At 42.5% G+C, this 23,305-nt stretch carries 31 protein-coding genes; 9 read left to right on the plus strand and 22 right to left on the minus strand.

What is annotated here, in order from left to right:
- Positions 1-76: 76 nt before the first annotated feature.
- Positions 77-685: a hypothetical protein gene (locus AC4E8B_RS13580; RefSeq protein WP_490213915.1), complete on the minus strand. Its 609-nt coding sequence runs from the start codon at positions 683-685 to the stop codon at positions 77-79.
- Between the two features lie 298 nt (positions 686-983).
- On the opposite strand from AC4E8B_RS13580, the gene AC4E8B_RS13585 reads away from it, so the two are divergent.
- Entirely contained in the window at positions 984-1,739 is a 756-nt protein-coding gene (locus tag AC4E8B_RS13585) for an SDR family NAD(P)-dependent oxidoreductase (protein ID WP_490213916.1), read from the plus strand.
- Positions 1,740-1,876: 137 nt separating this feature from the next.
- Here AC4E8B_RS13585 and AC4E8B_RS13590 read toward each other — a convergent pair whose 3' ends face one another.
- From AC4E8B_RS13590 to AC4E8B_RS13610, 5 genes are all read right to left on the minus strand, one after another.
- On the minus strand, positions 1,877-2,449 hold the full coding sequence (locus tag AC4E8B_RS13590) for a hypothetical protein (protein ID WP_490213917.1): 573 nt from the start codon (positions 2,447-2,449) through the stop codon (positions 1,877-1,879).
- A gap of 346 nt (positions 2,450-2,795) precedes the next feature.
- A complete protein-coding gene (locus AC4E8B_RS13595) occupies positions 2,796-3,212 on the minus strand; it encodes an RrF2 family transcriptional regulator (RefSeq protein ID WP_490213918.1) in 417 nt (138 codons plus the stop codon).
- A 60-nt stretch (positions 3,213-3,272) separates the two neighbouring features.
- On the minus strand, positions 3,273-3,668 hold the full coding sequence (gene spxA / locus AC4E8B_RS13600) for a transcriptional regulator SpxA (RefSeq protein WP_490213919.1): 396 nt from the start codon (positions 3,666-3,668) through the stop codon (positions 3,273-3,275).
- Between the two features lie 257 nt (positions 3,669-3,925).
- A complete protein-coding gene (locus AC4E8B_RS13605) occupies positions 3,926-4,930 on the minus strand; it encodes a DUF3231 family protein (protein WP_490213920.1) in 1,005 nt (334 codons plus the stop codon).
- Between the two features lie 148 nt (positions 4,931-5,078).
- On the minus strand, positions 5,079-5,591 hold the full coding sequence (locus tag AC4E8B_RS13610) for an SRPBCC family protein (RefSeq protein WP_490213921.1): 513 nt from the start codon (positions 5,589-5,591) through the stop codon (positions 5,079-5,081).
- Positions 5,592-5,783: 192 nt separating this feature from the next.
- On the opposite strand from AC4E8B_RS13610, the gene AC4E8B_RS13615 reads away from it, so the two are divergent.
- Positions 5,784-6,428 (plus strand): cupin domain-containing protein, encoded by a 645-nt coding sequence (locus AC4E8B_RS13615; RefSeq protein WP_490213922.1) that lies wholly within the window; start codon positions 5,784-5,786, stop codon positions 6,426-6,428.
- A 128-nt stretch (positions 6,429-6,556) separates the two neighbouring features.
- Here the strand turns inward: AC4E8B_RS13615 and AC4E8B_RS13620 are convergent, their stop codons facing one another.
- From AC4E8B_RS13620 to AC4E8B_RS13650, 7 genes are all read right to left on the minus strand, one after another.
- Positions 6,557-6,814: a hypothetical protein gene (locus AC4E8B_RS13620; protein ID WP_490213923.1), complete on the minus strand. Its 258-nt coding sequence runs from the start codon at positions 6,812-6,814 to the stop codon at positions 6,557-6,559.
- A gap of 40 nt (positions 6,815-6,854) precedes the next feature.
- Entirely contained in the window at positions 6,855-7,310 is a 456-nt protein-coding gene (locus tag AC4E8B_RS13625) for a DUF4064 domain-containing protein (RefSeq protein WP_490213924.1), read from the minus strand.
- Positions 7,311-7,505: 195 nt separating this feature from the next.
- Positions 7,506-7,973 carry a nucleoside 2-deoxyribosyltransferase gene (locus AC4E8B_RS13630; RefSeq protein WP_490213925.1) on the minus strand — a complete coding sequence of 156 codons (468 nt, stop codon included), beginning with the start codon at positions 7,971-7,973 and terminating at the stop codon, positions 7,506-7,508.
- A 62-nt stretch (positions 7,974-8,035) separates the two neighbouring features.
- Positions 8,036-8,473, minus strand: coding sequence for a hypothetical protein (locus tag AC4E8B_RS13635; protein ID WP_490213926.1), 438 nt, complete (start codon positions 8,471-8,473; stop codon positions 8,036-8,038).
- Entirely contained in the window at positions 8,473-8,676 is a 204-nt protein-coding gene (locus AC4E8B_RS13640) for a helix-turn-helix transcriptional regulator (protein WP_490213927.1), read from the minus strand. Before AC4E8B_RS13640 ends, AC4E8B_RS13635 begins: the two co-directional genes overlap by 1 nt.
- Positions 8,677-8,807: 131 nt before the next feature.
- Positions 8,808-9,005 carry a helix-turn-helix domain-containing protein gene (locus AC4E8B_RS13645; protein WP_490213928.1) on the minus strand — a complete coding sequence of 66 codons (198 nt, stop codon included), beginning with the start codon at positions 9,003-9,005 and terminating at the stop codon, positions 8,808-8,810.
- Between the two features lie 9 nt (positions 9,006-9,014).
- Positions 9,015-9,491: a DUF2975 domain-containing protein gene (locus AC4E8B_RS13650; protein ID WP_490213929.1), complete on the minus strand. Its 477-nt coding sequence runs from the start codon at positions 9,489-9,491 to the stop codon at positions 9,015-9,017.
- Between the two features lie 181 nt (positions 9,492-9,672).
- Between AC4E8B_RS13650 and AC4E8B_RS13655 the strand changes: the two genes are divergently transcribed.
- Positions 9,673-10,203, plus strand: coding sequence for a hypothetical protein (locus tag AC4E8B_RS13655; protein WP_490213930.1), 531 nt, complete (start codon positions 9,673-9,675; stop codon positions 10,201-10,203).
- Between the two features lie 270 nt (positions 10,204-10,473).
- Here the strand turns inward: AC4E8B_RS13655 and AC4E8B_RS13660 are convergent, their stop codons facing one another.
- The 4 genes from AC4E8B_RS13660 to AC4E8B_RS13675 all read right to left on the minus strand — a co-directional run bounded on the left by AC4E8B_RS13660 (position 10,474) and on the right by AC4E8B_RS13675 (position 12,192).
- On the minus strand, positions 10,474-10,845 hold the full coding sequence (locus AC4E8B_RS13660; protein WP_490219674.1) for an NUDIX hydrolase: 372 nt from the start codon (positions 10,843-10,845) through the stop codon (positions 10,474-10,476).
- Positions 10,846-10,888: 43 nt separating this feature from the next.
- The gene (locus tag AC4E8B_RS13665) at positions 10,889-11,446 is read right to left on the minus strand and encodes an AAA family ATPase (RefSeq protein WP_490213931.1); all 558 of its coding nucleotides are present in this window, start codon (positions 11,444-11,446) and stop codon (positions 10,889-10,891) included.
- A 56-nt stretch (positions 11,447-11,502) separates the two neighbouring features.
- Complete coding sequence (locus tag AC4E8B_RS13670; protein WP_490213932.1) at positions 11,503-11,922, minus strand: VOC family protein; 420 nt, start codon at positions 11,920-11,922, stop codon at positions 11,503-11,505.
- A 63-nt stretch (positions 11,923-11,985) separates the two neighbouring features.
- The gene (locus tag AC4E8B_RS13675) at positions 11,986-12,192 is read right to left on the minus strand and encodes a hypothetical protein (protein ID WP_490213933.1); all 207 of its coding nucleotides are present in this window, start codon (positions 12,190-12,192) and stop codon (positions 11,986-11,988) included.
- 76 nt (positions 12,193-12,268) lie between these two features.
- On the opposite strand from AC4E8B_RS13675, the gene AC4E8B_RS13680 reads away from it, so the two are divergent.
- From AC4E8B_RS13680 to AC4E8B_RS13695, 4 genes are all read left to right on the plus strand, one after another.
- On the plus strand, positions 12,269-12,457 hold the full coding sequence (locus AC4E8B_RS13680; RefSeq protein WP_490213934.1) for a DUF4083 domain-containing protein: 189 nt from the start codon (positions 12,269-12,271) through the stop codon (positions 12,455-12,457).
- 133 nt (positions 12,458-12,590) lie between these two features.
- Positions 12,591-13,127: a sigma-70 family RNA polymerase sigma factor gene (locus AC4E8B_RS13685; RefSeq protein WP_490213935.1), complete on the plus strand. Its 537-nt coding sequence runs from the start codon at positions 12,591-12,593 to the stop codon at positions 13,125-13,127.
- Positions 13,127-13,534: a PadR family transcriptional regulator gene (locus AC4E8B_RS13690; protein ID WP_490219676.1), complete on the plus strand. Its 408-nt coding sequence runs from the start codon at positions 13,127-13,129 to the stop codon at positions 13,532-13,534. Before AC4E8B_RS13685 ends, AC4E8B_RS13690 begins: the two co-directional genes overlap by 1 nt.
- Positions 13,535-13,538: 4 nt before the next feature.
- A complete protein-coding gene (locus AC4E8B_RS13695) occupies positions 13,539-14,825 on the plus strand; it encodes an FtsW/RodA/SpoVE family cell cycle protein (protein ID WP_490213936.1) in 1,287 nt (428 codons plus the stop codon).
- Between the two features lie 51 nt (positions 14,826-14,876).
- On the opposite strand, the gene AC4E8B_RS13700 is transcribed toward AC4E8B_RS13695, so the two are convergent.
- From AC4E8B_RS13700 to AC4E8B_RS13710, 3 genes are all read right to left on the minus strand, one after another.
- The gene (locus AC4E8B_RS13700) at positions 14,877-15,653 is read right to left on the minus strand and encodes a sulfotransferase family 2 domain-containing protein (RefSeq protein ID WP_490213937.1); all 777 of its coding nucleotides are present in this window, start codon (positions 15,651-15,653) and stop codon (positions 14,877-14,879) included.
- A 206-nt stretch (positions 15,654-15,859) separates the two neighbouring features.
- Complete coding sequence (locus AC4E8B_RS13705; protein ID WP_490213938.1) at positions 15,860-16,516, minus strand: 2OG-Fe(II) oxygenase; 657 nt, start codon at positions 16,514-16,516, stop codon at positions 15,860-15,862.
- A 208-nt stretch (positions 16,517-16,724) separates the two neighbouring features.
- The gene (locus AC4E8B_RS13710; RefSeq protein WP_490213939.1) at positions 16,725-17,147 is read right to left on the minus strand and encodes a cytidine deaminase; all 423 of its coding nucleotides are present in this window, start codon (positions 17,145-17,147) and stop codon (positions 16,725-16,727) included.
- A 126-nt stretch (positions 17,148-17,273) separates the two neighbouring features.
- Between AC4E8B_RS13710 and AC4E8B_RS13715 the strand changes: the two genes are divergently transcribed.
- The gene (locus AC4E8B_RS13715) at positions 17,274-18,389 is read left to right on the plus strand and encodes a serine hydrolase (protein ID WP_490213940.1); all 1,116 of its coding nucleotides are present in this window, start codon (positions 17,274-17,276) and stop codon (positions 18,387-18,389) included.
- Between the two features lie 591 nt (positions 18,390-18,980).
- Positions 18,981-19,304, plus strand: coding sequence for a hypothetical protein (locus AC4E8B_RS13720; RefSeq protein WP_490213941.1), 324 nt, complete (start codon positions 18,981-18,983; stop codon positions 19,302-19,304).
- A 400-nt stretch (positions 19,305-19,704) separates the two neighbouring features.
- On the opposite strand, the gene AC4E8B_RS13725 is transcribed toward AC4E8B_RS13720, so the two are convergent.
- Together AC4E8B_RS13725 and AC4E8B_RS13730 are read right to left on the minus strand one after the other, a co-directional pair.
- The gene (locus AC4E8B_RS13725) at positions 19,705-21,537 is read right to left on the minus strand and encodes an LTA synthase family protein (protein ID WP_490213942.1); all 1,833 of its coding nucleotides are present in this window, start codon (positions 21,535-21,537) and stop codon (positions 19,705-19,707) included.
- Complete coding sequence (locus AC4E8B_RS13730) at positions 21,524-23,137, minus strand: aminotransferase class V-fold PLP-dependent enzyme (protein ID WP_490213943.1); 1,614 nt, start codon at positions 23,135-23,137, stop codon at positions 21,524-21,526. The genes AC4E8B_RS13725 and AC4E8B_RS13730 overlap by 14 nt, the downstream gene beginning before the upstream one ends.
- Between the last annotated feature and the right edge of the window lie 168 nt (positions 23,138-23,305).

Raw genomic sequence — 23,305 nt, forward strand, 5'->3', positions numbered from 1 at the left:
ATCTGGAAACTTCCCTTCAGAAACAGAGCTTTCTTCTAATTTATTATAAGCAGCATTACTCATCGTCTCCTCCCTATTATGGGCTAGGACTTTTACTTTTTTCCATTCTTCCCGTTTTTTTGTACCGCTTTTCCATCCACAAAAAAACACTTGTAATAACTTTTGCAGTCAATAGAACAATCAGATATCCTCCAAACAAATGAAGATAATGAGTGTTTCCATACATCCGAAAAAGGCCTACTGCAATTAAAAATGGCTTAAAGACAAATGCTAAAAATACTGCTGTGAGGATGGTATACACATAATAGTTCTTCCCTTTGTTTAAAGTCCACTGATAGACGAGCATAAAAACGACAGGTATTAAGCTCGAATCAATGGATATTCCAGGCGTCACTGGAATCAGCGGAAACGGGTAATTCCAAAAGCCGCTGTTTTTGCCGTACCAGTCTGTATAATTGAAAAAAACATGAATGCTGTAACCGTAAAAACCAAGCAGAAAAATCTTGCTTCGATCTATTTTAAAATACAGCACAATTAGCGGAACAAAGAAAAATGCCGCCATCAGCCAGTATTCAAAAGATGTATACAGCGAATAATCCATCCAGTACGAATTGAGGGCATCCTGCCCTTTTTCATTCATCTCTACAATTTTATCGAATTCTTCGACTCGTTTATTCTCCATCATTTATCATCCTTATGAGTGGCTTAACAATTATTTTTTGATGGCTGCCTCAAATTAATTATTCTGTTCTCCATAACTATAATATCAATCAATATTTTCAAAAATATTCCTCGAACAGTCTGCCATCCAGTATTTAAGACTTATGGGGGCACCCTGTAAGTTAAGCTATGCCCTCTAATCTGGCAGAATAAAGACCATGCACCTGTTAGTCAGATGACATGTTTAAATGCTTTTAATAAGAGAAAAAATAGAGAGTACACTAAAAAAGTCAAAGTACTGCATTCAGCAAGGAGGAATATTCATGAGCAGCAATAAAGCAGCTATCATAACAGGTGCAGGGAGCGGAATAGGACAATCCACTGCGGTTCGTTTAGCAAAAGAAGGTGTTGATATAGCTGTTGTTGATATTAGTGAAAAAGGCGGAAATGAAACAGTCGAGATGGTTAAAAAGATGGGTGCTAATGCAATCTTTATTAAAGCAGATGTCTCCAGGAAAGAAGAAGTTAAAAATTATGTAGATAAGACCCTTGAAGAATTCGGCAAGATAGATTATTTCTTCAATAATGCCGGTATTTCCGGAAGCGGCCAATTCTTCCTTAACACAAACGTAGAGGAAATTGAGCAAATTGTCGGCATCAATCTGATGGGAGCGCTGTATGGCGTCCGCTATGTTGCTGAAGCGATGCTGAAAAACGGCGGAGGGTCAATCGTTAATACTGCCTCAAGTGCGGGTGTGATCGGGCAGGATTCTGTTGTAACATATTCCGCAACCAAGCATGGGATCGTCGGATTAACGAAGAGCATAGTTGCTGAGTATGCAAAAGATGGTTTAAGAGTGAACGCTATTGCTCCAGGGCCGACCGAAACTCCTATGGTGAAAGATTTTTATGCCGCAAATCCTGAAATGAAAGCGAATGCCACAGGCGGTATCCCACAAAAGCGTTTAGGAACACCGGAAGAAGTCGCAGAGCTTGTCACTTTCCTGTTAACTTCTAAAGCAGAATATATCAATGGTGAAGTGATCCGTATTGACGGTGGCTTTACCAATACTAAATAGCAATCAGACAGAATATGAAATGAAACCAGAAAAGCAGAGGAACATCCCTCTGCTTTTCATTTACTTATCTTGATATGCATACGCTTATATAACGAAAGCGGCTACTCCCCTGCCTCCTTCCTCTGATCTTAAGGGAGCTATACTTCTGCCCGGTTCTTCTGCATAGAGATGAAAATATTAGTGATGATTTTAGAGACGAGGAAAAAAGCAATATAACATAAGAATAAGTGGAAATAATTCACGCCTTTGAACATTGTGAAAAAATCTAAGCTGACCAAAACAGGCTTTATGATAAAAGCAAACACAGCGGATAAAAGCAAAGAATACAAATAGAAGTTCTTTTGATTATTCAGAGTCCACTGGTAAAGAAGGATAAACATAACAGGAACAAAGGAAGCATCCAGGGCAAAACTCGGGAGAACGGGGAGCAGTTCATAAGGATACTCCCATAGCCCCAGCCTGATCCCGATTGAATTGGTATAAGCAAACCAAATGTGAAAATTAAGTCCGTAAAAACCAAGGAGCAATATTCTGCTTCGGTCAATTTTAAAATACAAAAGGATCAGCGGGACAATAAGAATAAGAATTACTGCCCAGAGCTCCCAATCATTAAAGCTCGAATACTCTTTCCAATAATCAATCTGCTCACTGGAAAGAGCACCTGCTTTATCTCTTATTTCATTGAGCATCTCCCGCTGTCTCTCACCCATCAATTACACACCTTTACTTTAAATTTGGCTCTGTCAGTGTTCCATGTTAATTTAGGCTCTGTCGTGTGACACTCTGTTTAACACAGCCTTGAACGAAATATATGCATAGGTTTTGATGTTAAGGAACAAATTATTCCAAGTTAATTAAAAAGCGTACTCACAAAGGAATGCAGACTAATAACGGTAAAACTCTATGTGGCAATGTCTTTATAATTCCCCTTCCTGATGGCACAATAAGGCAGATGCTGCTGGACAATATCCATAGTGAAAAAATATACTTTCTTATTAAAATAAAAAAGGCCAGCTGCAACAGCCGGCCTTCCCTTGGTAAAACATACATTCATATTTAATTGCTGTCCTGGTTGACCAGTTCAACAATGTCCTTAATCGTATAATTCTTCAAATATTCACCAAGATGCTCTTCTGCTCCGATGAAGATGCTAAAGAGGACATTCCGCATATTGGCCCCTACTATGCACTGCTCGTTGGATTCCGGGCATTTTGGCTGCAATGCTCCCTCAGAGGTAATTTTATAGATATCCCATAAATTGACCTCATCCAGCTCCCTGGCAAAAATAAATCCGCCGCCGGTCCCTTCCTTTGACTTGATAAAGTTATTCCTTTTTAGCAGGCTCAATACTTTACGGATCCGTACTGGATGGACCCCGGCGCTCTTTGAAATGGCCTCGCTTGTAGACATCCGGTCCAGCTGCAGGGCAAGATAGGTTAAGCTGTGAATGGCTAGTGTAAAATCGCTGTTCATGAATAGCCTCCTAACTAAGCAATGTTCCCGGCCCTCCTGCTGTTCGTTTGTTTCAGCAGATTAGTTCGCCATTTGCTGCATTTTCATAAAAGAGTAAGAACGCAGCTTCCGTGGGAGGAAGCTCCTGATTTCTTCATCATTATATCCCACCTGCAGCCTTTTTTCATCAAGGATGATCGGCCTTCTCAGCATCTGCGGATTGTCTGCAATCAACTGATACAGTTCTTTAAGAGGAAGAGAATCAAACTCCATATTCAGCTGCTGATAAGCTTTTGATTTTGTTGAAATGATCTCTTCGGTTCCGTTTTCTGTCATGCGGAGAATAGATTTGATTTCTTCAACAGTAAGCGGTTCGTTAATGATGTTTCTCTCATTGTACTCGATATTATGCTCTTCAAGCCATGCTTTTGCTTTGCGGCAGGATGTACAGCTGGATGATACATACAGATTGACCATTAATCATGCACTCCTTTAATGAAGATTCAGTTTTAAGTGATTTCTTTATAATTGATAGCATTAAAGTGTAAAATAAAAAGTTACAGTTCCTGCAAAAAAAATAAGCTGATTTGCATTCACTACTGTAATTTTAATATTTACAGTTAAAAAAGTCAACCTGTTTCTTGGCTTGGGAGCTGGTGCTACTATTATTTTTTCCAGCCCCCTGGCAACTTTCAAACCTCCGCACAAAAAGCAGAATACAGCAATCTGACTGGTTACTCCTTAGCCAAAGCTTTATGATCAGCAGCTGCAGGAGGTGCCTCAAACCAGCCCTTTTTGATTAAAAGCTGCATGCCATCCTCGGCAATTAAAGCGATTTCCACATTCATCCTGGTATAAGCAGTAATAATGTCCCTTCTTTGGGAGAGAGCAGCTGCTTCGCTGTAGTAACTGAGGGCTGCGGACAGGAGGCCTGTTATATGGAAAAGCATCAGTTTATCTGAAAATGGAGAAATAGTTGAATCCGTCACTTCTGATTCAAAGATTTTCGGAGTATGCAGATTCTCTTCTTTCAGCAATGCTGCAAGGATTTCAAAATGCTTTACACATAGCTCTCTTGCTCTTTCCATGTATGAACTTATTTCTTTAGTCTTGCAAACTTGGCTAAAGCCCAGTTCCAATACCATCTTTACCATTGTTTTCTGCATATTGAGGAATACACCGCTGATTTCAATCGCGTTGATCGGTCTCCGTTTCCCAATCCCGCCGGCCAAATAGCCCTTTTTGATAAAATCTGCTGTCTGTCTATTATTGAGAGTTGGAGCTTTATCAATGATTCCCTTTTGCAGCGCGATTTCGGTAGTCCGGTCATACAGCTCCAAAGCCTCTGTTGTACATCCCGCAAAATATTGCCTGATATCCTTCCGTGAACATACTGAAGTCGCCCCGGCATATCTTGTCAGACCATGCAGGGACATAATATGCAGATAAACGATTTTAAACACATCTGTAAATAATCGCGGTGCATCCATTTTTACATCTTTTTCAGAAAAGCCTATCGGTATAGGCTGATTCTCACTTTTCAGAATCTGTTTTATTTTTTCTAAATGCCTCTCTGACAGTTCAAGGGCGAACGAAAACACTCCGCGGATATTTTCATCCACAGCATCTTTCAGAAAATACTGCAGCACACAGCTTGATAAACTGTCATTCATATATTGAGACCATATCACTGCATATTCAGCAGCATTCATTTTCGTATTATGCCGGCTATGTTCCATGCAATTTCCTCCCTGCTCGTATAACCTGTATTTTTAGCTTTTTTTGCTAAAATTATTTCTCGGAAAACATTAGAAGGAGGAAATTTGATTCTTTATAAGTTGCCATTCATGAAAAAAAGCCAAATTAATGATTTGGCTTTGCTCTTTTTTATAATTTATTCGCTGCCAAAAGTGCATCCAGCTTCTTCAGCTGGGAGGAAAATCCCTCTGCAGCCCCCATATCGATAATTTGCCTGATAGCTGACTTGGAAGGAAATTCAGTGACGGACACATACTTGGTTTTCCCCTCTTCTTCACTAAAGGCTGACGTTATTAATGTTTTGGGCAAAGATTCATTTATATTGCCTTCTTCGTCTGAGAATGCATCTGTATAGACAATTTTCTCAGGTGCCGAGATTTCCTTATAGACAGCAAGCCCCCACGATTCCATCCCATAAAATTCGCCCTGGCTTTTGTCTCTGCAGATCATGCCATAATGCCAGGTCCCGCCGGGTTCAAATTCAAATTTCTTATTCTTCGTTTCCCAGCCCTCAGGCCCCCACCAGCTTTCCAGCATTTTGGAATCTGAAAATGCTTTAAATACTTCTTCCCTCGTTGCATCAAATTCCCACTCCATTATCAGGTTGTTGCCTTCTTCCCTCATAACCAGCTTTCCGCTCATTGCTTTCGCCTCCCTTTTTGAATGTTCCGTGCTGCCTATAACTTCTGTCCTTTTTAATATTCAACAAGCAGGGAATATTTCCTTTCCGGCAGACTTCAATACAATTCGACATTCTTACATCAACAAGGCACCGGCACAATCAGCCCATTGCCGCATAGTTTGATGGAAATAAAAACTTTAGGAGAATTGATCATGACCGCTTATCTCGATTATACTTCCCCGTCCCTTGCGTATGCTTTTGATGTGAATAAAAGCCCGCTTATGAAAAAAGACAACAGGAACTTTATCAACATTCTGGGAATTGCCCAGTTGAATACGCTTGAAAATATCTCCCTGCTCGATATTTTTCTAAGCACAGGCAATGCTGTAGAACCCCATTATCACCAGAATGCTGCTGAATTGGTCTATTGCATATCCGGAGCAGCCGCCGTTTCCCTGCTGAATCCTTTTACAAAGAATATCCAAAATTATACGATCGGACCAGGACAGGTTGCCAATGTTCCGCAAGGCTGGTGGCATTATGAAGTAGCCCTGCAGGACAACACGCATCTTCTTGCCATTTTTAACGCCCCGACACCTGAAGTCATACTGGGTTCTGATATCCTGAAATTCACACCTGCCAATATTATGGCAAACACCTATTGCATAGATGAGAACCAATGGAAAGAGACGATTGCCCAAGTGCAGCCTACAGCCTATATCGGACCCGCCAATAGCTGCAGCAAACACCAAAAAACGGCGCGCAAACATCAAAATCCTTATGGACTTCAATACTCAGCTTTCCAGCCATCCACCTATCCAGCCAGCTCAGGACACTGGCCCGTTTATCCAAGTTGAATACTTCTAAGGTTTTTAAATGCGTACCCAACAAGTCAAAAAAATAAAAATCGCCGCTTTCATCATCAGAAAGCGGCGGACAGCTTAGGCGTTTAAAAAATAGTGTCACATTAGATTGTTTCTCATTTTTATGCTTTCGCGTACTTCTTCCCGCCTCCATAAATAAAGAATACAGTAACCATGATGCAGGAAAAGGTATAAATTCTCTCGTCTTCTATGGGAACAAGCTCATTGAGAACCAGCCATATTGCAAAAGGGACTATGATTGCCAATGATCCGGCTGCCACTGTGCCCATTCTGGTGAAAAGTTTTTGACGAATTTTAAAAGCCGGCTCTAATGCGAACTCTAATAGAACGCCGAGAGCCAATGGGATAATGATAAACATCTGAGTTTCCTTTCGATATTTCCAGAGCTCTGTCCCTTTTTTAGTAATCCGGATACGAAGGTTCTTTTTTCTTATTGGCTGTCAGGATCAAAATGCCGGATGTTAAAAGGAGACCCGGGATTATTAAAGTGGGGAGATTCAGAACCCCCATGATTATAAAAATGACTGCTGCCGCTTTTGGATTTTTTTTAAGAGTTAATATGCCTGCCAGGTTCAGGAACAGCATAAATAGCCAATAAACGAGAAAGATGATGAGCACAACCTCGATAAAATGCATTGTTCCGCCCGCTATCTCCCTGGCTGCTGCACTTCCATCCTGCCCCGCCATTTCCCGCTGGAATTTTGGATCGCTGCTGATCAGTTCAGTTAAAATATTTGTCGTATATCCCCTTGGCACGAGGAAATAAAAAAGCCCTGAGACAAAGCTTATCAAGAATATGACGGCAAAAGAAATATATCCCAGCAGTTTAGGCACCCTATAAGTTTCATCTGCCACCTTTTTTTCTCTCCCTGCTCATTATGTAATATTTTTTTCTGCTTTCTTAAGACTTCTGCCAATCCCGCTTTGAAATTTCAAATGATCATCAGGAATCATTTTCCTATTTTATTGTAATCTTTGCCTCTTTATTATTCAACAACTGTGTTTATTCTTGTGCCCGGCAATAGATTTATATAGAAATAATGATTGCCTTTAAATAAGCGGGCCTTTATAAGGAATTTCCGGCATATTGATAAAGTCATAGCCGGCAATCTCATCTGCCTTAGTCAGGTAAGCATGCAGACTTTCCACCAGCATCAAGTTCGGAATGCTGGTTTCTGTTTCTTTTATCAATATGATCGGCTTTTGCAATGCATACGCATAACCCAGCTCAAAAGCTGTCCCGCTGTCCACAGAATTTCCCTCATAGTCGTGAATGGCGACTACCACGTCCGCGCGCCGCAAAAACCTTAAATCATTTTGGAAAACAGTCTTCCTCCAGGGATCAGAAGCGAAAGTCAGCTGCGGGAACTGATAAAATCTCGCCGAGAAGAAATCAGCCACATAGGGATTCTTCCTCAGCGCGTTCTCCAGCCTGCCGATTCTTTCCAGCTGCTCTTCATTGAAAAAAGGGCTGGCGATAAATACTCTTACCGTCCTGAAATATTGATTACTTTCCATCGTTATTCCTCCGCATTTTTTGTATATATATGTGCAGGAGGACTGCAATTATGTTAAATCCTTTACTCGTCTTCCTCATCATACAAATCTGCCTGTTTCAGCCGCAGCCTGTAAATGTAAAAGACAGGTATTCCGCCGCATACCGCGATGATTACACCCAGGAGCAGTCCATCACTCCATCCATAGTCAGGTGTTATGCTGATCAGATATGAAATGACTGCTGCCCCTCCCAGAATGACTGCTATGCTTACAATGAACTGCTTTTTCGGATCTCTTCCCTGTCTTTCATGCTCTACACTCACACTCATGGATAGATAAGCAAATACAACCGAGGTTCCGATAAAAACAAGCCAAAGCGGATTCTCACGCATAGCTTCCATGCCGCCTTGCATGAAATCGTATGCAAGAATGCAAAGGATCCCTAATGTCTGGACGATATAGACTATCCGTACATGCTCTAAATTCCTCCGCTTCAAGCGTTCATCCGTCATTTTTTTCATTACAGCTCCTCCTCTTCAACCCAAAATAATTCGTCCAGCTTTGACTGGACTGCATAGCAGATCTGGAGGCACAGCTTCAAAGAAGGATTATACTTGCCTTTTTCAATCAAGCTCACCGTCTGCCTGGTAATCCCCACCCGGTCCGCCAGCTCCTGCTGGGTCAGCTCTGCCTGCAGCCGGGCCAGCTTCACGTTATTTTTCATATATTCTTCCTCCAAACAGAATGTAACATATATATTCCATTATGTAAAATATATATTCCACTCTTATATGGTATGACCTGCAAAAAAAGAGACAGGCTCGCCCTATCTCTTTTTTGCTATTCTTCTTCTCCCTAGTATTCGAGAATATCTCCAGGCTGGCAGTCCAGCGCCCTGCAGATGCTGTTAAGCGTGGAAAGCCGGACTGCCTTTGCTTTGCCGTTCTTCAGTATCGAGAGATTGGCCATGGTAATCCCAACCCGTTCGGACAGCTCTGTGACACTCATCTTCCTTTTTGCCAGCATAACATCTATGTTAATGATTATCGCCATTGTTTCACCTCAGATAGTCAGTTCATTTTCATTTTTCATAGTAAGGGCGCTCCGCAGCAGCTCTTTCAGGACAGCTGCAAATACACTGATGACAAAAGAACAGAAAGCAATGGCTGCACCCATCAGGAAGACTCCTGGATGAAGGGCCCCGGCAGCTCCGACTCCGATGATGCCGGCAGCATATATCAGCCCCAAAGCAATGCCGCAATTCCTGATGCGGCGGAGTGACCGGACAGAGATATCGGAAAAAGCAGTCTGCCTGTCAATATATTTTAATAGGTTCCATGATTCATACAGCGCGATATAAAATGGAACCGCAGCAGCATACATGCCCAAAAGGACCGGCCATTTCAAATAAGCAAATTCAGGGTTTTCTGCAGCTGCATCACCTGCAAGTCCAGGCAGAAGAAATATGCAGAGGAGTGCCACGATCAATCCCATAATAAGGATCGCGGCTTTAAGGAAACTCGTTATAGCCTTGTTCATAAGATACCTCCGGTTTATGTCTGTGTTTGTTACCATCTTAATACAAATTTTATCGATTATCAATAAAAATAAAACTACTATCAACAAAAATAAATCGGTATTTAATAACAAACAGGGTTGACATATTTTATTGAATCACGATAAATTAAATATCATAATATATTGCTGGAGGCTATTTATCATGACATCCTTCTTATTTATTGGAATCGCAGGTATTACTTTCTTGCTTATACTGTTCAAAAAAAATCCTGCACTTGAGGGCAGTGCAGCCAATCAGAGAATGGCAAATACCTTAAAAAACACATCATGGTTTCAAAGCCAATGGAAAGCTGGTCTGTTTTTATTTTTTTCAAATGCCCTTTTATTCTTCGCTGCGCTGCTTGCTTTGTATTTCCTGCTGTTTCTGAATATTCCTTATATCCATCTTCTGATCATGTTCCTGGCGACAGCCATCAGCATCCATTTATGGATTGTTATGAAACTTGCATGGGGAGGATCTAAAACAGGCCGTATACAAATGAGCCTGATTGGAAGCAGCTTTTATCTGTTTGTTTTTATCATCTTCCTTTATCAGTATTTTTCAGTTCAGCCTGAGTTTCCTGGTGATGACCCCTTTATGCGGGCAATCGGCTTCTTTTTCGGGATGATCGTCTCAGCCACTGCAAGCGTTGTCTGTATAATGACCATTGGTTTTTCATCAAAAACAAAATGAAAAAGGCGGACCTGATGTCCGCCTTTTCATACAAACAAAATTTCTATAATTCTTTTTCATTACAAACGCATTCATGCACCCTCTTAAAGCTATTTTTTACCCCGGCTGCATCTCCACCAGTATAATGGGCAAAGACTTGCATAGGATACAATATTCTTTTTGTAATATGATAGCGTACAGTTATTTGCTGCTGGAGTATCCCTTTATTGTCGTCAGCTGATTACGTTGTTTTAGAATCGGCGGACGTACTCCAGGCTTACACTGTTCTGCTCAAAGAAATGGCATTTCCTTAATCAGCTTTGCCACTTCAACTGGTCTTACAGGCAAATCTTCCAATAAACCGATATCCACCCAAAGCGGCTCATAAGCGCCCCGGCCCCGCGCCGGATCGAATTCTTCTCCGGTCCCGCTTCCCATAATACCTTCCACCATCTCTGCAAAATAAAAATATTGCGGGCCATTGTAATCATGACGGGCCAGCAGTCCGCCGACCTTCACTGTAATTCCCAGCTCTTCGAAGACTTCACGTGCTGCTGCGTCCTCAGGCAGCTCTCCCGGCTCTGCCCCTCCGCCGGGGAACACATAATATTCCTCATTTGCCCGTAGCCGCTTAATAAGTGCCAGTTTCCCATCATTAACCATTACTGCCCTGCCGCAGATTCTCAATTCGTTCTACTCCCTTTTTCTATAAAACTTTTTCAGAAAGCCTGACAATGTCTCTAATGACAGAACCAGCCTCTTCATTATCTTTGATAACAAAAAGATAATCCGCCTCAATTTCAGCAGGATCTTCCTTACGAGCATCAGCATTCTGCCGCTCCAGCACTTCGTTAAAAGTGGATGCACTCCTGAATATGTTTGTGTTCCTCATGCTTTCTGCAGTCCTCGCTTCAAGAATAGGATGCGGAATTTGAAAATGGACAAGAATACGGATAAATTCCTCTTTAGGAAAAACCTCATCTAGAAGATATGATCTGGCTTTCCTGCTGAGATTTGAATTGCAGACAATAATATGCAGGCTCGTATTTTCTTTCGCATACTTGACAATATACTTTGAAAGGCCGTGCTTCAGGGTATTCGGCCCGCCTGCAGGCAGAAGAGCCGAATAATATGTATGGAGAAAAGCCGCGTGGTTATCCTGGTCCATCACAAAACAGTCTTTCAGCTCTTTCTCCAATTCCCTTGCAAATGTACTTTTTCCACTGTGTGTCTTCCCAACGGTCATGATTGCAAATCGTTTCATAGATTCAGCTCCAACTTGTAAATTTAGATAGACAAAAAAAGGACCTGGAGGCCCTTTTACTGCGATACCATGAATTTCTTTTTGAATGAAGGACTCAGCTCGCTCCATACATCGAACAGATTGCCATCCAGATCCCTGAAGACAAAGTTCCTGCCTGCGTGACCTCTCTCCTCGATCTCGCCAGTATGAACTCCTTGTTCACTGAACTCATGGTGAACAGCTTCAAGTGCATCCAGCCCGTCCACTTCAAACGTCAGTGAAAACCTTTCCTTTCCGGAAGCATCTGTGAAATTGCTAGTTTGAGATTCTGCTGCTTTAACCAGGAAAAAGCTCTGGTTTGCCAAATCAAGGATGGCTTTATCTCCATCAATATAATTCAGCTCTGCCCCCAGCTTCCCGGCATACCAATCTGCAGATGCCTGAACATCATTAACCGGAATATAAGCAGTACCTACCCTCCAAATCTTTTTGCTCATAAGAACCCCTCCTGGAAATTTCAGTATATACAGAGATTCTCCATCCTGAACCAGGATTCCTTTTTATTCTGCTGTCTTATTTGCCTTTTTTCTGGATGAAAGTGAGATCCAGGCTGCCGTATATAGGATGATGATCAGCACTCCACTGATTAGAAACAAATAGAACGATGCAGTCCTTCCCTCAGCATAGCTGCTGTATGCCTGCGAAAAAGAAACAATTGAAATCAAATAGCCTATAATAATCTGAAAAGGCTGTATATGTTTGAACATTGCAATCCCTCCTGCTGACTGATAGTATTATACCATAATTTCCCTTATGTCGTTTGAAAAGTATTGGAGGTATAGTATGTATCTGGGAGATTGGCTGATTTTGATAATCATTGTTTTACTGACTTTGCTGGGTGTATTCTCTTTTACCCTGTTTATGCGGAGGATGGTGTCCCGTTCGGCTGCCTCCTATTCTTCTGATCAGGAGCTGCACGCCAAGCTGGATGAAATCATCAGATTGCTGAAAAAGCTGGAAAAATATGAATAATTATCTATGCCCTCCTGATCCGGGGGGTTTTCTTATTCTCCTGTTAAAAGCTAAAATGAAATGTAACTTTTCTTAAAAACACAAACCTGAACAGCGGGTGCCCCGTCTAATGGTTGGAAGGGAGCAAAAGACCGTGGAAGAAACTTTATCAGAAATATTATTGGCAGAAGACAGGGAAGCAGCCATCGACCAGATTATGCAGCTTTATGGCCAGGATATTCTCCAGCTTGCCTATACATATGTAAAGCAGAAGGATGTGGCAGAGGATCTGACACAGGAAATTTTCATTAAATGCTATAAAAACCTTCATCAATATAACCGCAAATCAATGGTGAAAACATGGCTTTGGCGAATTGCCGTCAATCATTGCAAAGACTATCTCAGAAGCTGGCACAACCGCCATATCGTCTTATCAGAAGAACAGGCAAAGTCTGGGGGCAGTATGAAGGATGAGGTAGAGGCAGCCGTCATCAAAAAAGATGATGATTCACAGCTCGCAGCAGCGGTCATGAACCTGCCAGACTCATACCGCGAAGTCATTTACCTTCATTATTTTGAAGAGATGAGCATGAAGGAAATAGCGGCCGTCACCAGCATCAACCAAAATACAATCAAGACGCGCCTGAAGCGGGCAAAGCAGCTATTAAAAGAACGACTGGAGGAGCTATGATGGAAGAGCGCCTGAAAAGATTAAAAAAAGCGATGGAAAATACCGTTTTTCAGGACCTGTCTTTTACAGACAAGACCCGTGAAGAGGTAAAAGCAAAAGCAAGAAGTCTTCAGATAAAAAGTGATGAAGATGTCATACTTGCAGTCCTCCAGCTGCTTGTCTATGAAAAGACTGGCTTTGACTTGACCAGAAGCATCATCGCAAGGGGCATTTCAAACTTTGAGAAAAATGAAGGCTTCCTCTATGCCCTCTTGCACCGGCTGGAGCGGAAAAATTATCTGCAGTCCAGCTGGCAGGAGTCACGCAAATACTACCAGCTGAATGACAGGGGCAGGAAGCTCCTGGAGCAGTCAGAGAAAAAATCGGCCGGAAGGCGTACTGCTTTCAAAGAATTATGGGAGGGCTGAAGTGATGGCAGCTGAGAAAGACGGCTTCCTCTCGGAGGTCAAAAAGCATATAAAATCCAAAGAAGCAAAGGTTTTTGTCCATAGAGAACTGGAGCACCATCTTCTTCAGGCAAAAACGGAGCTTATGGCAGAGGGAGTCGAAGAAACAGAAGCCGAAGAAAGGTCCGTCCTTCAGATGGGCAGCCCCGCCGAACTGGGGGTACAGCTGAACAAAATCCATAAGCCAAGGGTGGATTGGATGCTGATCGGGCTGGCGGCAGCGGCTTTTGGGATGGGACTGCTTCCGTTGTTTAATATCCATTATGAAGATTATGATGTTGCCTTTGTTTCAAAGCAAATCGTCTATATTGGCATTGGTTTGCTGGCTGCACTTGCTGTTATGTTCATTGACTATCGGAGACTGCGGAAATGGAGCTGGCACTTGCTTACGGTTGGTGTTTTATACCTGGTTCTATTGCTTATAGCTCCATTTACAATCAGAGCCATTATAAACGGGGTCCCTTATTTCATGATCCCTGGAATTGGAGCATTCGGCGGAATCACGATCCTGCCATTATTCTACCTATTCTGGGCAAGCTTCTTTTCCCAGAACAAGCCGAACTTATGGATAGGCTGGCTTATTTTCAGCACTACCTTGTTTCTATTCTTATCGTTGCCAGGCTTCCCTATTGCCATGATGTACGGCATCCTTGTCATGATATTGTTTATCAGGAGCTCCGTAACGCGGAAAACCATCACTGCAACCATATCATCTGTCGGTGGCATCTTTGTTATATTTGGTGCAATAGCATGGTTTACCAGCAAAGAATACCAGAAGGTCCGCATTCTCGCTTTCCTTAATCCAAAAGAATACTCAGAGACTTCGGGATTCATGTATATTAAGATAAGAGAGATGCTGGCTGAAGGCGGCTGGCTTGGCAATACGGATAAAACGGAATCCATACCTAATTTGCATTCTGATTATGCCTTTGTGAACATCACCTATTTTTATGGATGGCTGATGGCTGGCCTGCTAATCATCGTTCTTGCCCTCCTTTTGGCCAGGATGATATCAGTCGCCGGACAGATTAAAGATACTTATGGCAGACAGCTGGTCACAGGAGCCATCGCCCTGTATTCAGTCCAGTTTATTTATAATATCGGCATGATCTTAGGAATCCTGCCGATCATCTCTATATCTCTGCCGTTCATAAGTTATGGCCTTACACCCGCCATTCTTAATGCGTTTGTCATAGGCATCGCCCTAAGTGTTTACAGGCGAAAGGATTTTACTGCCGCTGCCTCCAGATAATACTGAAAAAAAGACTTCTATTTCTGAAGTCTTTTTCCATTTAAAGAAAGATTATTTAATCCGCTCCACATCATAGCCATAGTGGCTGAAGTCCTTTTTAAACAGCTCTTGAACCAGCTTCTTTGTTTCGTCATTATAGAAATCTGTGTAATCCGGGAGAGGTGTTTTGATGGTACTCCTTGAAAATCTGACATCTGCAAATGATTGCTGTCCATTGCTTTTCATTGCTTGTGTGAGATGATGGGGCGATTTCACGAATTCATGCAAAGGCGAGTTCTTCAGCTGAAATTTTTGCTCTAGACTGCGGATGTCCGCTGTAAAGCTTTCCAGCCGGATATTATTTTTGACAAACAGCTCTTCATCCTGAATATATTGCTGGGCAATATGGGGATCAAGCGAAGGGTGATCTGCGCCTATTGCCTTCACTTTATAGAGAAATTCTTTAAAGGAGATGCCGGTTACTTTCGCTCCGGGAGCGAATTGATCCATCAAGGGCTCATTAAAAATGGCGGCAAGGTATGAACTGACCGCTCTTGTATATGGGTTCCGGACCAGTTTAAACGATTCCTTCTTGTTAAAAAGGAGCTGTTCTGCTATGCGCAGCAAATACTGGGGCTCAGCCTGGTAAACCTGCAGCCTGTACGTATGGACCCATGGATGAAGGTTCAATGCCTCTTCAAGTTTGCCAATCTGGAAATAAAACCACTTGATCAGTGAAGTGCACCCGCTTTTCGGGCTCCAGAAAAAAATGATGGGAAAATCCTTTTCATATAAAGGCGGCCTGGAGTTAGTGAGGACCTCCTTCAGCTTTTGTTCTTTCTTGTTCATAAGAATCCTTCTGCCTCCCTCTTTTTATATTAATAAATGCATGCTGGATGGCCTTCGCTTGGACGGTAACCCGTTTTTTAAGTATATGATCCTATAAAATAAGTATATGATCCTATAAAAAATGAGAAAACACTGAGTGCTTTCTCATCCCAAAAGTCTATCGGTGCAGTCCCAGCTGGCTGTCCCGGGACCATTTTGTACATTTATTACAATTTCTTCCTTCTCATCCATTGGGTGGCTGCCCACTTGCTCCCTTTAATGACTGGCGCCCCACCATGAAGAGTCAGATCATTCAAATCCTGGTTATCGTAGAAATACTCAAAATAAACTGCAGATCCTTTTTGCGGATTCACTGAAAAATTCAGTTTAGGAAAATAGGTTTCCCCGCCCTCCTCGACATCATTCAGATACATAACAAGCGTACTGATTCTTGGATTGCTTGCCGCCCTGCTGGCTGAAGAGAAAAAGTCATAATGAGCCTTATATTCCTGCCCGATGTGATAATTCAGCATCTGCAGGCCTTCCCCGTGCTCCACAGGGATATTCATGATTTGCGACAGCCTTCTCTCAATCTTTGCCACAAGATCATTTTCGCCTTCTTCAAAAAACATGCTGCTGCTCGTCCTGATTTCATCCACCGTGCGGGTGTTGCCGATTTTTGAACGCTTCAGCTTATCCTCGGACATCCTGATTAATCCTTCGCATTCCTCATCACTCAGCAGATTCCCTAAAATGACGATCAGCGGTTCCTCTATTTTCGCAATGATATGAATCTCTCTATCTTCCGTTTTAATTTTATTACCAATATGATCAAAAATAGTCTGTTCTTTTACTTGTGTCTCATTCGCATCTATTTTCAACATTCATCGTCCTCTTATTCAATTTTTAAATTTCTGAAATATTTGATAAATAAAAACCTGGAACCGCTAATGGATATTCCGGCGATAAAGTGCCCTTAGTGAAATTACACGGAATTTCATCCTAATTTTACACTGGCGAAGAAATTATTTCTATTGTTTTATTGCTGGAAAGCCGAGATTACTCGCTTCAATACCTCTTTTAAGCAGCCTTTTAAACTCCATACTTTTCAGGAAGCAGCTCCATCACATTGCATTTAACGAGTTCCCCCTGATAAGAAAAAATGACATCCGTTTCCTTGCCATAGTCGCTGATCAGTTCACGGCACATTCCGCATGGAGCGACCACCCAGCAATCTTCCATGTCTTCGTGAGGATGGGGATGGGCGACTGCCACAATCGTCTTCATTTCATGCTCTCCTTCAGAAATAGCCTTCCCCATCGCCATCGCTTCGCCGCAAACCGTTATCCTTCCTACATTTGCCTCTACATGGACAGCTGAAAAGATTTTTCCTGAAGCTGTCCTGACAGCAGAACCGATATGGTGCCGTCCATAACGGTAATTTTTCTTGATGACTTTCTCTGCAGCTTGGATCAGATCAAAATCTTTATCATCCAGACTTATTGTCTTTATCATAGGCCCTCTCTCCTCATATAAAAATCTCTGACTCTATTTTATCTTAAACAAGCGGAATTTTCGATATTGCAAAAAAATTGAAACATTCCACGCTCATTTCCGTAAAGTAGACCAGGAGGTTAAAGAATGAAAATTATTTTATGGATACTTGCCGGCGTTGTGCTGCTGGCGGCTGTGTTATTCGGAATTGGAGTCTGGATGTATTGGAAGAATTTGAAAAATGAAGAACCTGGCTATCTTGTTTCTTTCTTAAAAGAGAAAGCAAATACAAAGGATGCTGCACTCGTTATAAAATACAATCAGGAGGAAATTGCCAATATCAATCCTGAGACAGCCCTGCCTTTGGCAAGCACAGTCAAATATATTGTGGCGATAGAATTCGCAAAGCAGGCAGCTGCAGGAAAGATAAACACTGAGCAGCACGTCAGCCTGAAGGAGCTTGAAAGATACTATGTACCCAAAACAGACGGAGGCGCACATGAAGCATGGCTATCTGAATTAAAAGCAAACAGTGCTTCACTTCAGCAGGTGGCAAAAGGCATGATTGCTTACAGCTCGAATGCCAACACAGACTATTTAATTGAACTGCTTGGTCTAAGGCAAATCAACTCTAATCTGGAAAGCTTGAATTTAGAAAATCATGAACTGCTATACCCGCTGGCGAGTTCCTTATTCATCCCAATGAAACTAATGGAAGAAAATAATCTGTCAAAAAAAGAAGCACTGGCCAATCTGAAGGAAATGCCATTGGATCAATACCGCGATATGGCAATTGACATTCACAGATCCTGGCAGTCTGCTCCCCCAACACCTGAAGAAAAGTCCCAGCTCCTCAAAAAGCTTGATATGGATTTTCAGCAAATCTGGTCTGACAGGCTCCCAAGATCAACGGCTGCAGAGTATGCTTCTCTTATGGAAAAACTGAACAGCAAATCTTACCTGGGCGAAGACATACATACACATCTTGACCCGGTTCTCGAACAGCTGATGGAAGACTCCCGCAATCAGGAATGGCTTTTGCATGCAGGCCAGAAAGGCGGTTCAACTGCTTTTGTCCTAACAATGGCCATGTATGCGACAGATACAGATAACAATCAAACTGAAATCGCCTTTCTTTCTAACAATCTGAGTTTAAAAGAGCAGGCTAAGCTCTCACGCAATATGAACAGCTTCCAGCTGAAACTGCTGAAGGATGAAGATTTCAGGGAAAAAGTACACCAGGAGCTAAAAGACCTGAATTAGCAACCATCCCGGCCTGGAGCCACTATTTTTATTTTTTTGAGGAATAACGGTTCTAGCTCACTCCGCTGGGACCATTATTTTAGTTTTTCAGAGAAATAGCGGTCCCAGCTCACTCCGCTGGGACCATTATTTTGTTTTTCAGAGAAATAGTGGTCCTAGCTCAATCCGCTGGAACCATTATTTTAGTTTTTCAGAGGAATAGTGGTCCCACCTCACTCCGCTGGGACCATTATTTTAGTTTTTCAGAGAAATAGTGGTCCTAGCTCACTCCACTGGGACCATTATTTTAGTTTTTCAGAGGGATAGTGGTTCCAGCTCACTCCGCTGGAACCACTATTTCAGTATTTCAGAGAAATAGCGGACCCAGCTCACTTCCCTGAAAGCACATTGCTGTTTTCTGAGAAATCAAGGTCTTACCTAATCCTGCTGAGCTGAGAGCCCGATACTAGCAGGATCTTTTCAATCGATCTAACAGTCAGCGAAAAAAATTTAATCTAATTGTAAATAAAATACTTTTTAAAGTAATAAAACAGGGGAATATATAGAATAGACTACTATTCTACAAAATATGAAATATCGGAGGGAACAATTATGAAAAAGTCAACATTGAATATGGCTGCCGGCATTCTGCTTTCTGCAGGAGGAGCTGCACTTGCCTTTGCGGCATTGAAGAAGCGCAGCGAAGAACTTGCCCCCAATACCAGAACTTTTTCATATACGATCAAAGATGGCGTCATTGAAGATACAGATATGAGGAACAGTGAAAAAATTGACAAAATGGAAAGTGTTGATGCTGATAAAGTGGAAGCAGAAAAAGGGCTTACCCAGTATGATTCCGCTTTAAGGGCAGAATGGGTTGCCAACGGTTTTCCACAAACCCGGATGGAAATTGAGCTGGAGGAACAGGATATCTAAAGAATGCCTGAAAAAGGACTGCAGGGTCCTTTTTTTCTGCGCTTCATGATCTTTTGGCTCTCTTCTTAAACTTTTATAACAAAACATAAATACCAGCTTAATAATTCCCTATTAGTATAGAAATCAGCGGGGGCAGCATGCGTGGCTGCCATAGCATTTGGCGTAGGAGGAGCCAGGTGCAGGGAGAATCCTTTAAAGGGGGCTGGAATTTATGTTTGAATTCATTGCAAGGCTTCTGATACTTATTCCTATTTTAGTATTGTTTCCTTGAACAGCTTGCTTCTTGAGATATACTGCCTATTGTTCTCAGATACATACCTTTAACTGTCTTTGTGAAATAATAATGTTACAAACGAAAAAAATCACTTTCTAATCGAAAGTGACTTTAATCAAAATTTTGTTATTTCAAAAACCTCATTAAATCTCCGTTCACAACATCATCGGACATCCCAAGCTCTTTTCTGGCTGTTTCCAGATAAGGTTCACACTTGCTAATCTCTTCTTCCCCCCCAGAGTCTGCCCTCAGGCAGCTGCCGCTCTTATAAAGATAGTCTTCAGTGATGAAGCTGCCATCCCGGAATATGACTGGCTGCTCTGGATTGCGGGCAAAAAGGTTTCGGCTGAAGCTATAATGATCTTCAGGATTGATGCCGAGCAGGTGTAGCAGTGTTGCCCTTATATCAATTTCCCCGCCGATTGTCGATATGGTTTTTCCTTCTTGTCCCGGAATATGGATGATCAGCGGTATTTTCTGCAGCTTCATCCGGTTGACAAGCGTGTCTTCCTGGTTTAACAACTCGAGTACACCATGTTCATATTTGTCAGAAATGCCATAATGGTCCCCGTACAGTACAAACATCGTATTGCCGTATTCTCCACTGTCTTTCATTTCCTGGAAGAAGGTTTTGATCGCTTCATCCTGGTACCTTACTGTGGTGACATAGCGGTTTACCACCATCTCGCTTGTATCAGCCTCCGGAATCAGCCGGTCGCGTTCTTCGAGCAGGAATGGAAAGTGGTTCGTCAATGTGATCATCCTGGTATAATACGGCGTTTCAAGGCTCTTTAAATGCGGGATTGACTGCTGAAAGAACGGAATGTCCTTTATTCCGTAGTTTACTGAATTTTCATCTGTCACCTCATAATCGCCTTTAGAGAAGAAACGGTCATAACCAAGTGTCTTATACATTTCTTCCCGGTTCCAGAAAGCAGGCTCATTTCCATGAAGAACTGCTGCCTTGTAGCCTTCTTTCTCTTTCAGAATATGCGGCAGGCTTTCATACGTATTCTCAAATTTGCGGACAAAAGCCGATCCGCTCGATAAGGGATACAGTCCGTTATCGACCATGAACTCAGAATCAGATGTCTTCCCCTGGGCAGTCTGATCATAAAGATTATTAAAATAAAAACTGTCCTTTGCCAGAGAATTAAGGAATGGGGTTATTTCTTTCCCCTTCACCTTTTGATTAAGAACAAAATTCTGGGTCGATTCCATGCTGATCAAAACGACGTTCATCCCCTCTGCAGCGCCGAAATAATCTGAAGGCTCCTCTGTCCTGCCGTTGACATACTCGGCAGAAGCCTTGGCATCAGAAGCATCTGCAAATGCCTTTTGCAGCGGATAGGCTGCCGCTACTCCAATATCATATAAATGATACGGATACAGCCCGATATTTTTGACGAGCTGCGGGCGATTGTATGATTCAGTAAAGAGATGCGGCGCATTTGCAAGCCCTATTACCCCAGTCAGGAGGAAAAGGGCTATGCAGGCTGCCGCATACTGTCCTGCCGTCCTTCCTGTCACCGCTAGTTTGGTAAGTTTCTTCTTTTTGATTAAAAGAAAATATAATGCCAAGTCAACGAACAGCAGCAGATCCCAGGGACTGATCAGTTCCAGGGTGCTCGGTCCGAGGCCGCCGACGTTCTTAAATTGGAAAAGGATCGGTACAGTAACAAAGTCTGTATAAAAACGGTAATAAAGAAGATCTGCATAAAGGATACCAGTTAAAAAGAGCATGGTCAGCCAAATTCCAGCCGGTTTCACTTTCCTTTTCCAAAAAAGTCCGGCACCCATCAACAGCAGAATCAGCCCCAGCGGTGAAACGGTGATCAGCAGCACCTCGAGCGGGCTTGCAGCATGAAGATTGAAGCCAATAAAAGATACCAGAGCTGTTTTTAGCCACATCAATAAGACAGCTATCCATACCGGCTTCAATTTCTTATACTGTTCCATACTGATACCGTTTTTCTTTCTGTTTTTCAAAAGCCTGTTCCAATACGCCCAGCGCTTTTGCCGCTTCTTGTTCGCTGATGGCCCCCATGAAGGCGGCCTGAATCCAGTTTCTATTCAGCAGATACTCACTTTCATAGCTGATCAGCACCCCTTTACCCTTGCAGTAATCACCAATGTTTCTGCTTGATAGATTCTCAGACACGCTGATCGTGATAATACCGGGAGAATAGCTGTCATTCCCAAGGACATTCCACCCGTTCGCCTTCATCCTTTCCCTTGCCTGCTTTGCAATACTTGCTGTTTTTTCATAATCAGTGAGACCGCAAGCTTTGTTCAGCGCCTTTACTAGATTGGAAGAATGGGTATAGGGAATGCTTTCATAATCCTGATACATTTTCAAATCCAAATATCTTGGTATATGACTGCCTCCATGAACTCTCTCCCTGTGAAAAACAATCGCGAGGCCGGGATACGAACCCAATCCTTTGCCGCTGACAGCAGATGCAAGATAGATTTCCTTCAGATCAAGGGGGACGACACCTGCCGAGCTGCAGGCATCCACACAAAGCTCGATCCCGTGGCGGCTGCACAGCTTCTTGAGTGAATCAAGATCATATAAATAGCCTGTCGAGGTTTCACAGTGAACGGTCCAAATCCAGCTGATAGAAGGATTGTCATTGATTGCCTCTTCAATCTCCCATATTCCGACCGGCTCATTCCACTCTTTTTCAATAGACTGAAAAGAAAGCCTCTGCCTTTTAGCGTGGTCGATGAGCCTGAAGCCAAATTCCCCATTGGCCAGGATCAGACCTTGCCCGTGCAGGCATGAAAGCTGTGCACCGACAAGATCATTGGAAAGGGTTCCCGTACCTGCGACGACTTCTGCGTGTGCAGCCCCTGTCATCTTGCACAGCCTGCTGCGAAGATCATTGAGTTCTCTCTTAAACTCTTCGCTCCGGTGGGAAATGGCAGGCTCTGTAAAAGCTTTTTCAGCCTCAGGATGGATCGAAACCGGGCCTGGCAGCAATGAGATCTTTTTAACAGGCTCAGTGTTCTTCGCCATCAGGCGGATAAAAGCTTTTGTAGACCGTTCAAAATTCTCCTTCGTTAAATACATTGGCTGGAATTGTGCACCCTCTTCACCTGTCAAAGGGCCAAATGGAATGAAGCCGATCCGCCTGTACAGCTTAAGCTGCCGGACCGTACCGGAAATAAGGGCCATCGAATACCCTTTATCTAAGCAAAACTGTACAAGCCTTTCGCATAAATGATAAAAGACACGGCTGCTTCTGTATGCTTTCTTGATCGATAACAGACGGACCTCGCAAGCTGTTCCCTTTACGGGGAGGCAGTCATCAAGTGACTTAAGCTTATAATCCAGAGAAAATGGCCTTTTGGCACGGATGGCAATCATGCCCACCACTTCCTCTCCTTTTTTGGCAATCATATATGTATTTTCCTGATGAAATTTATCAATCAATTCATTTTCATCATTTTGGCTGTGCTGCGGGATTTCCTCTACAAATGTTTGATAATTGAGCTGATGGATTTGTTCAAACTCACTCTGCTCACTGGCAAGCTTATATGTTAAACTTTCCACGGTTACCCTCCTATGTCAGACATGATGATCCGGTTTAACTGGCTGAGCTAATGGATAATATATTAATAAAGTTTAGACTACCTCGTAATACTATATATAATTTAACGATTAAAAAGAGTAAAAAGTTTCATTTTATTACATCTTTCTTTTAGCCTTTCTATAAATATT

The organism is Bacillus sp. SRL543 (genome assembly GCF_984799205.1).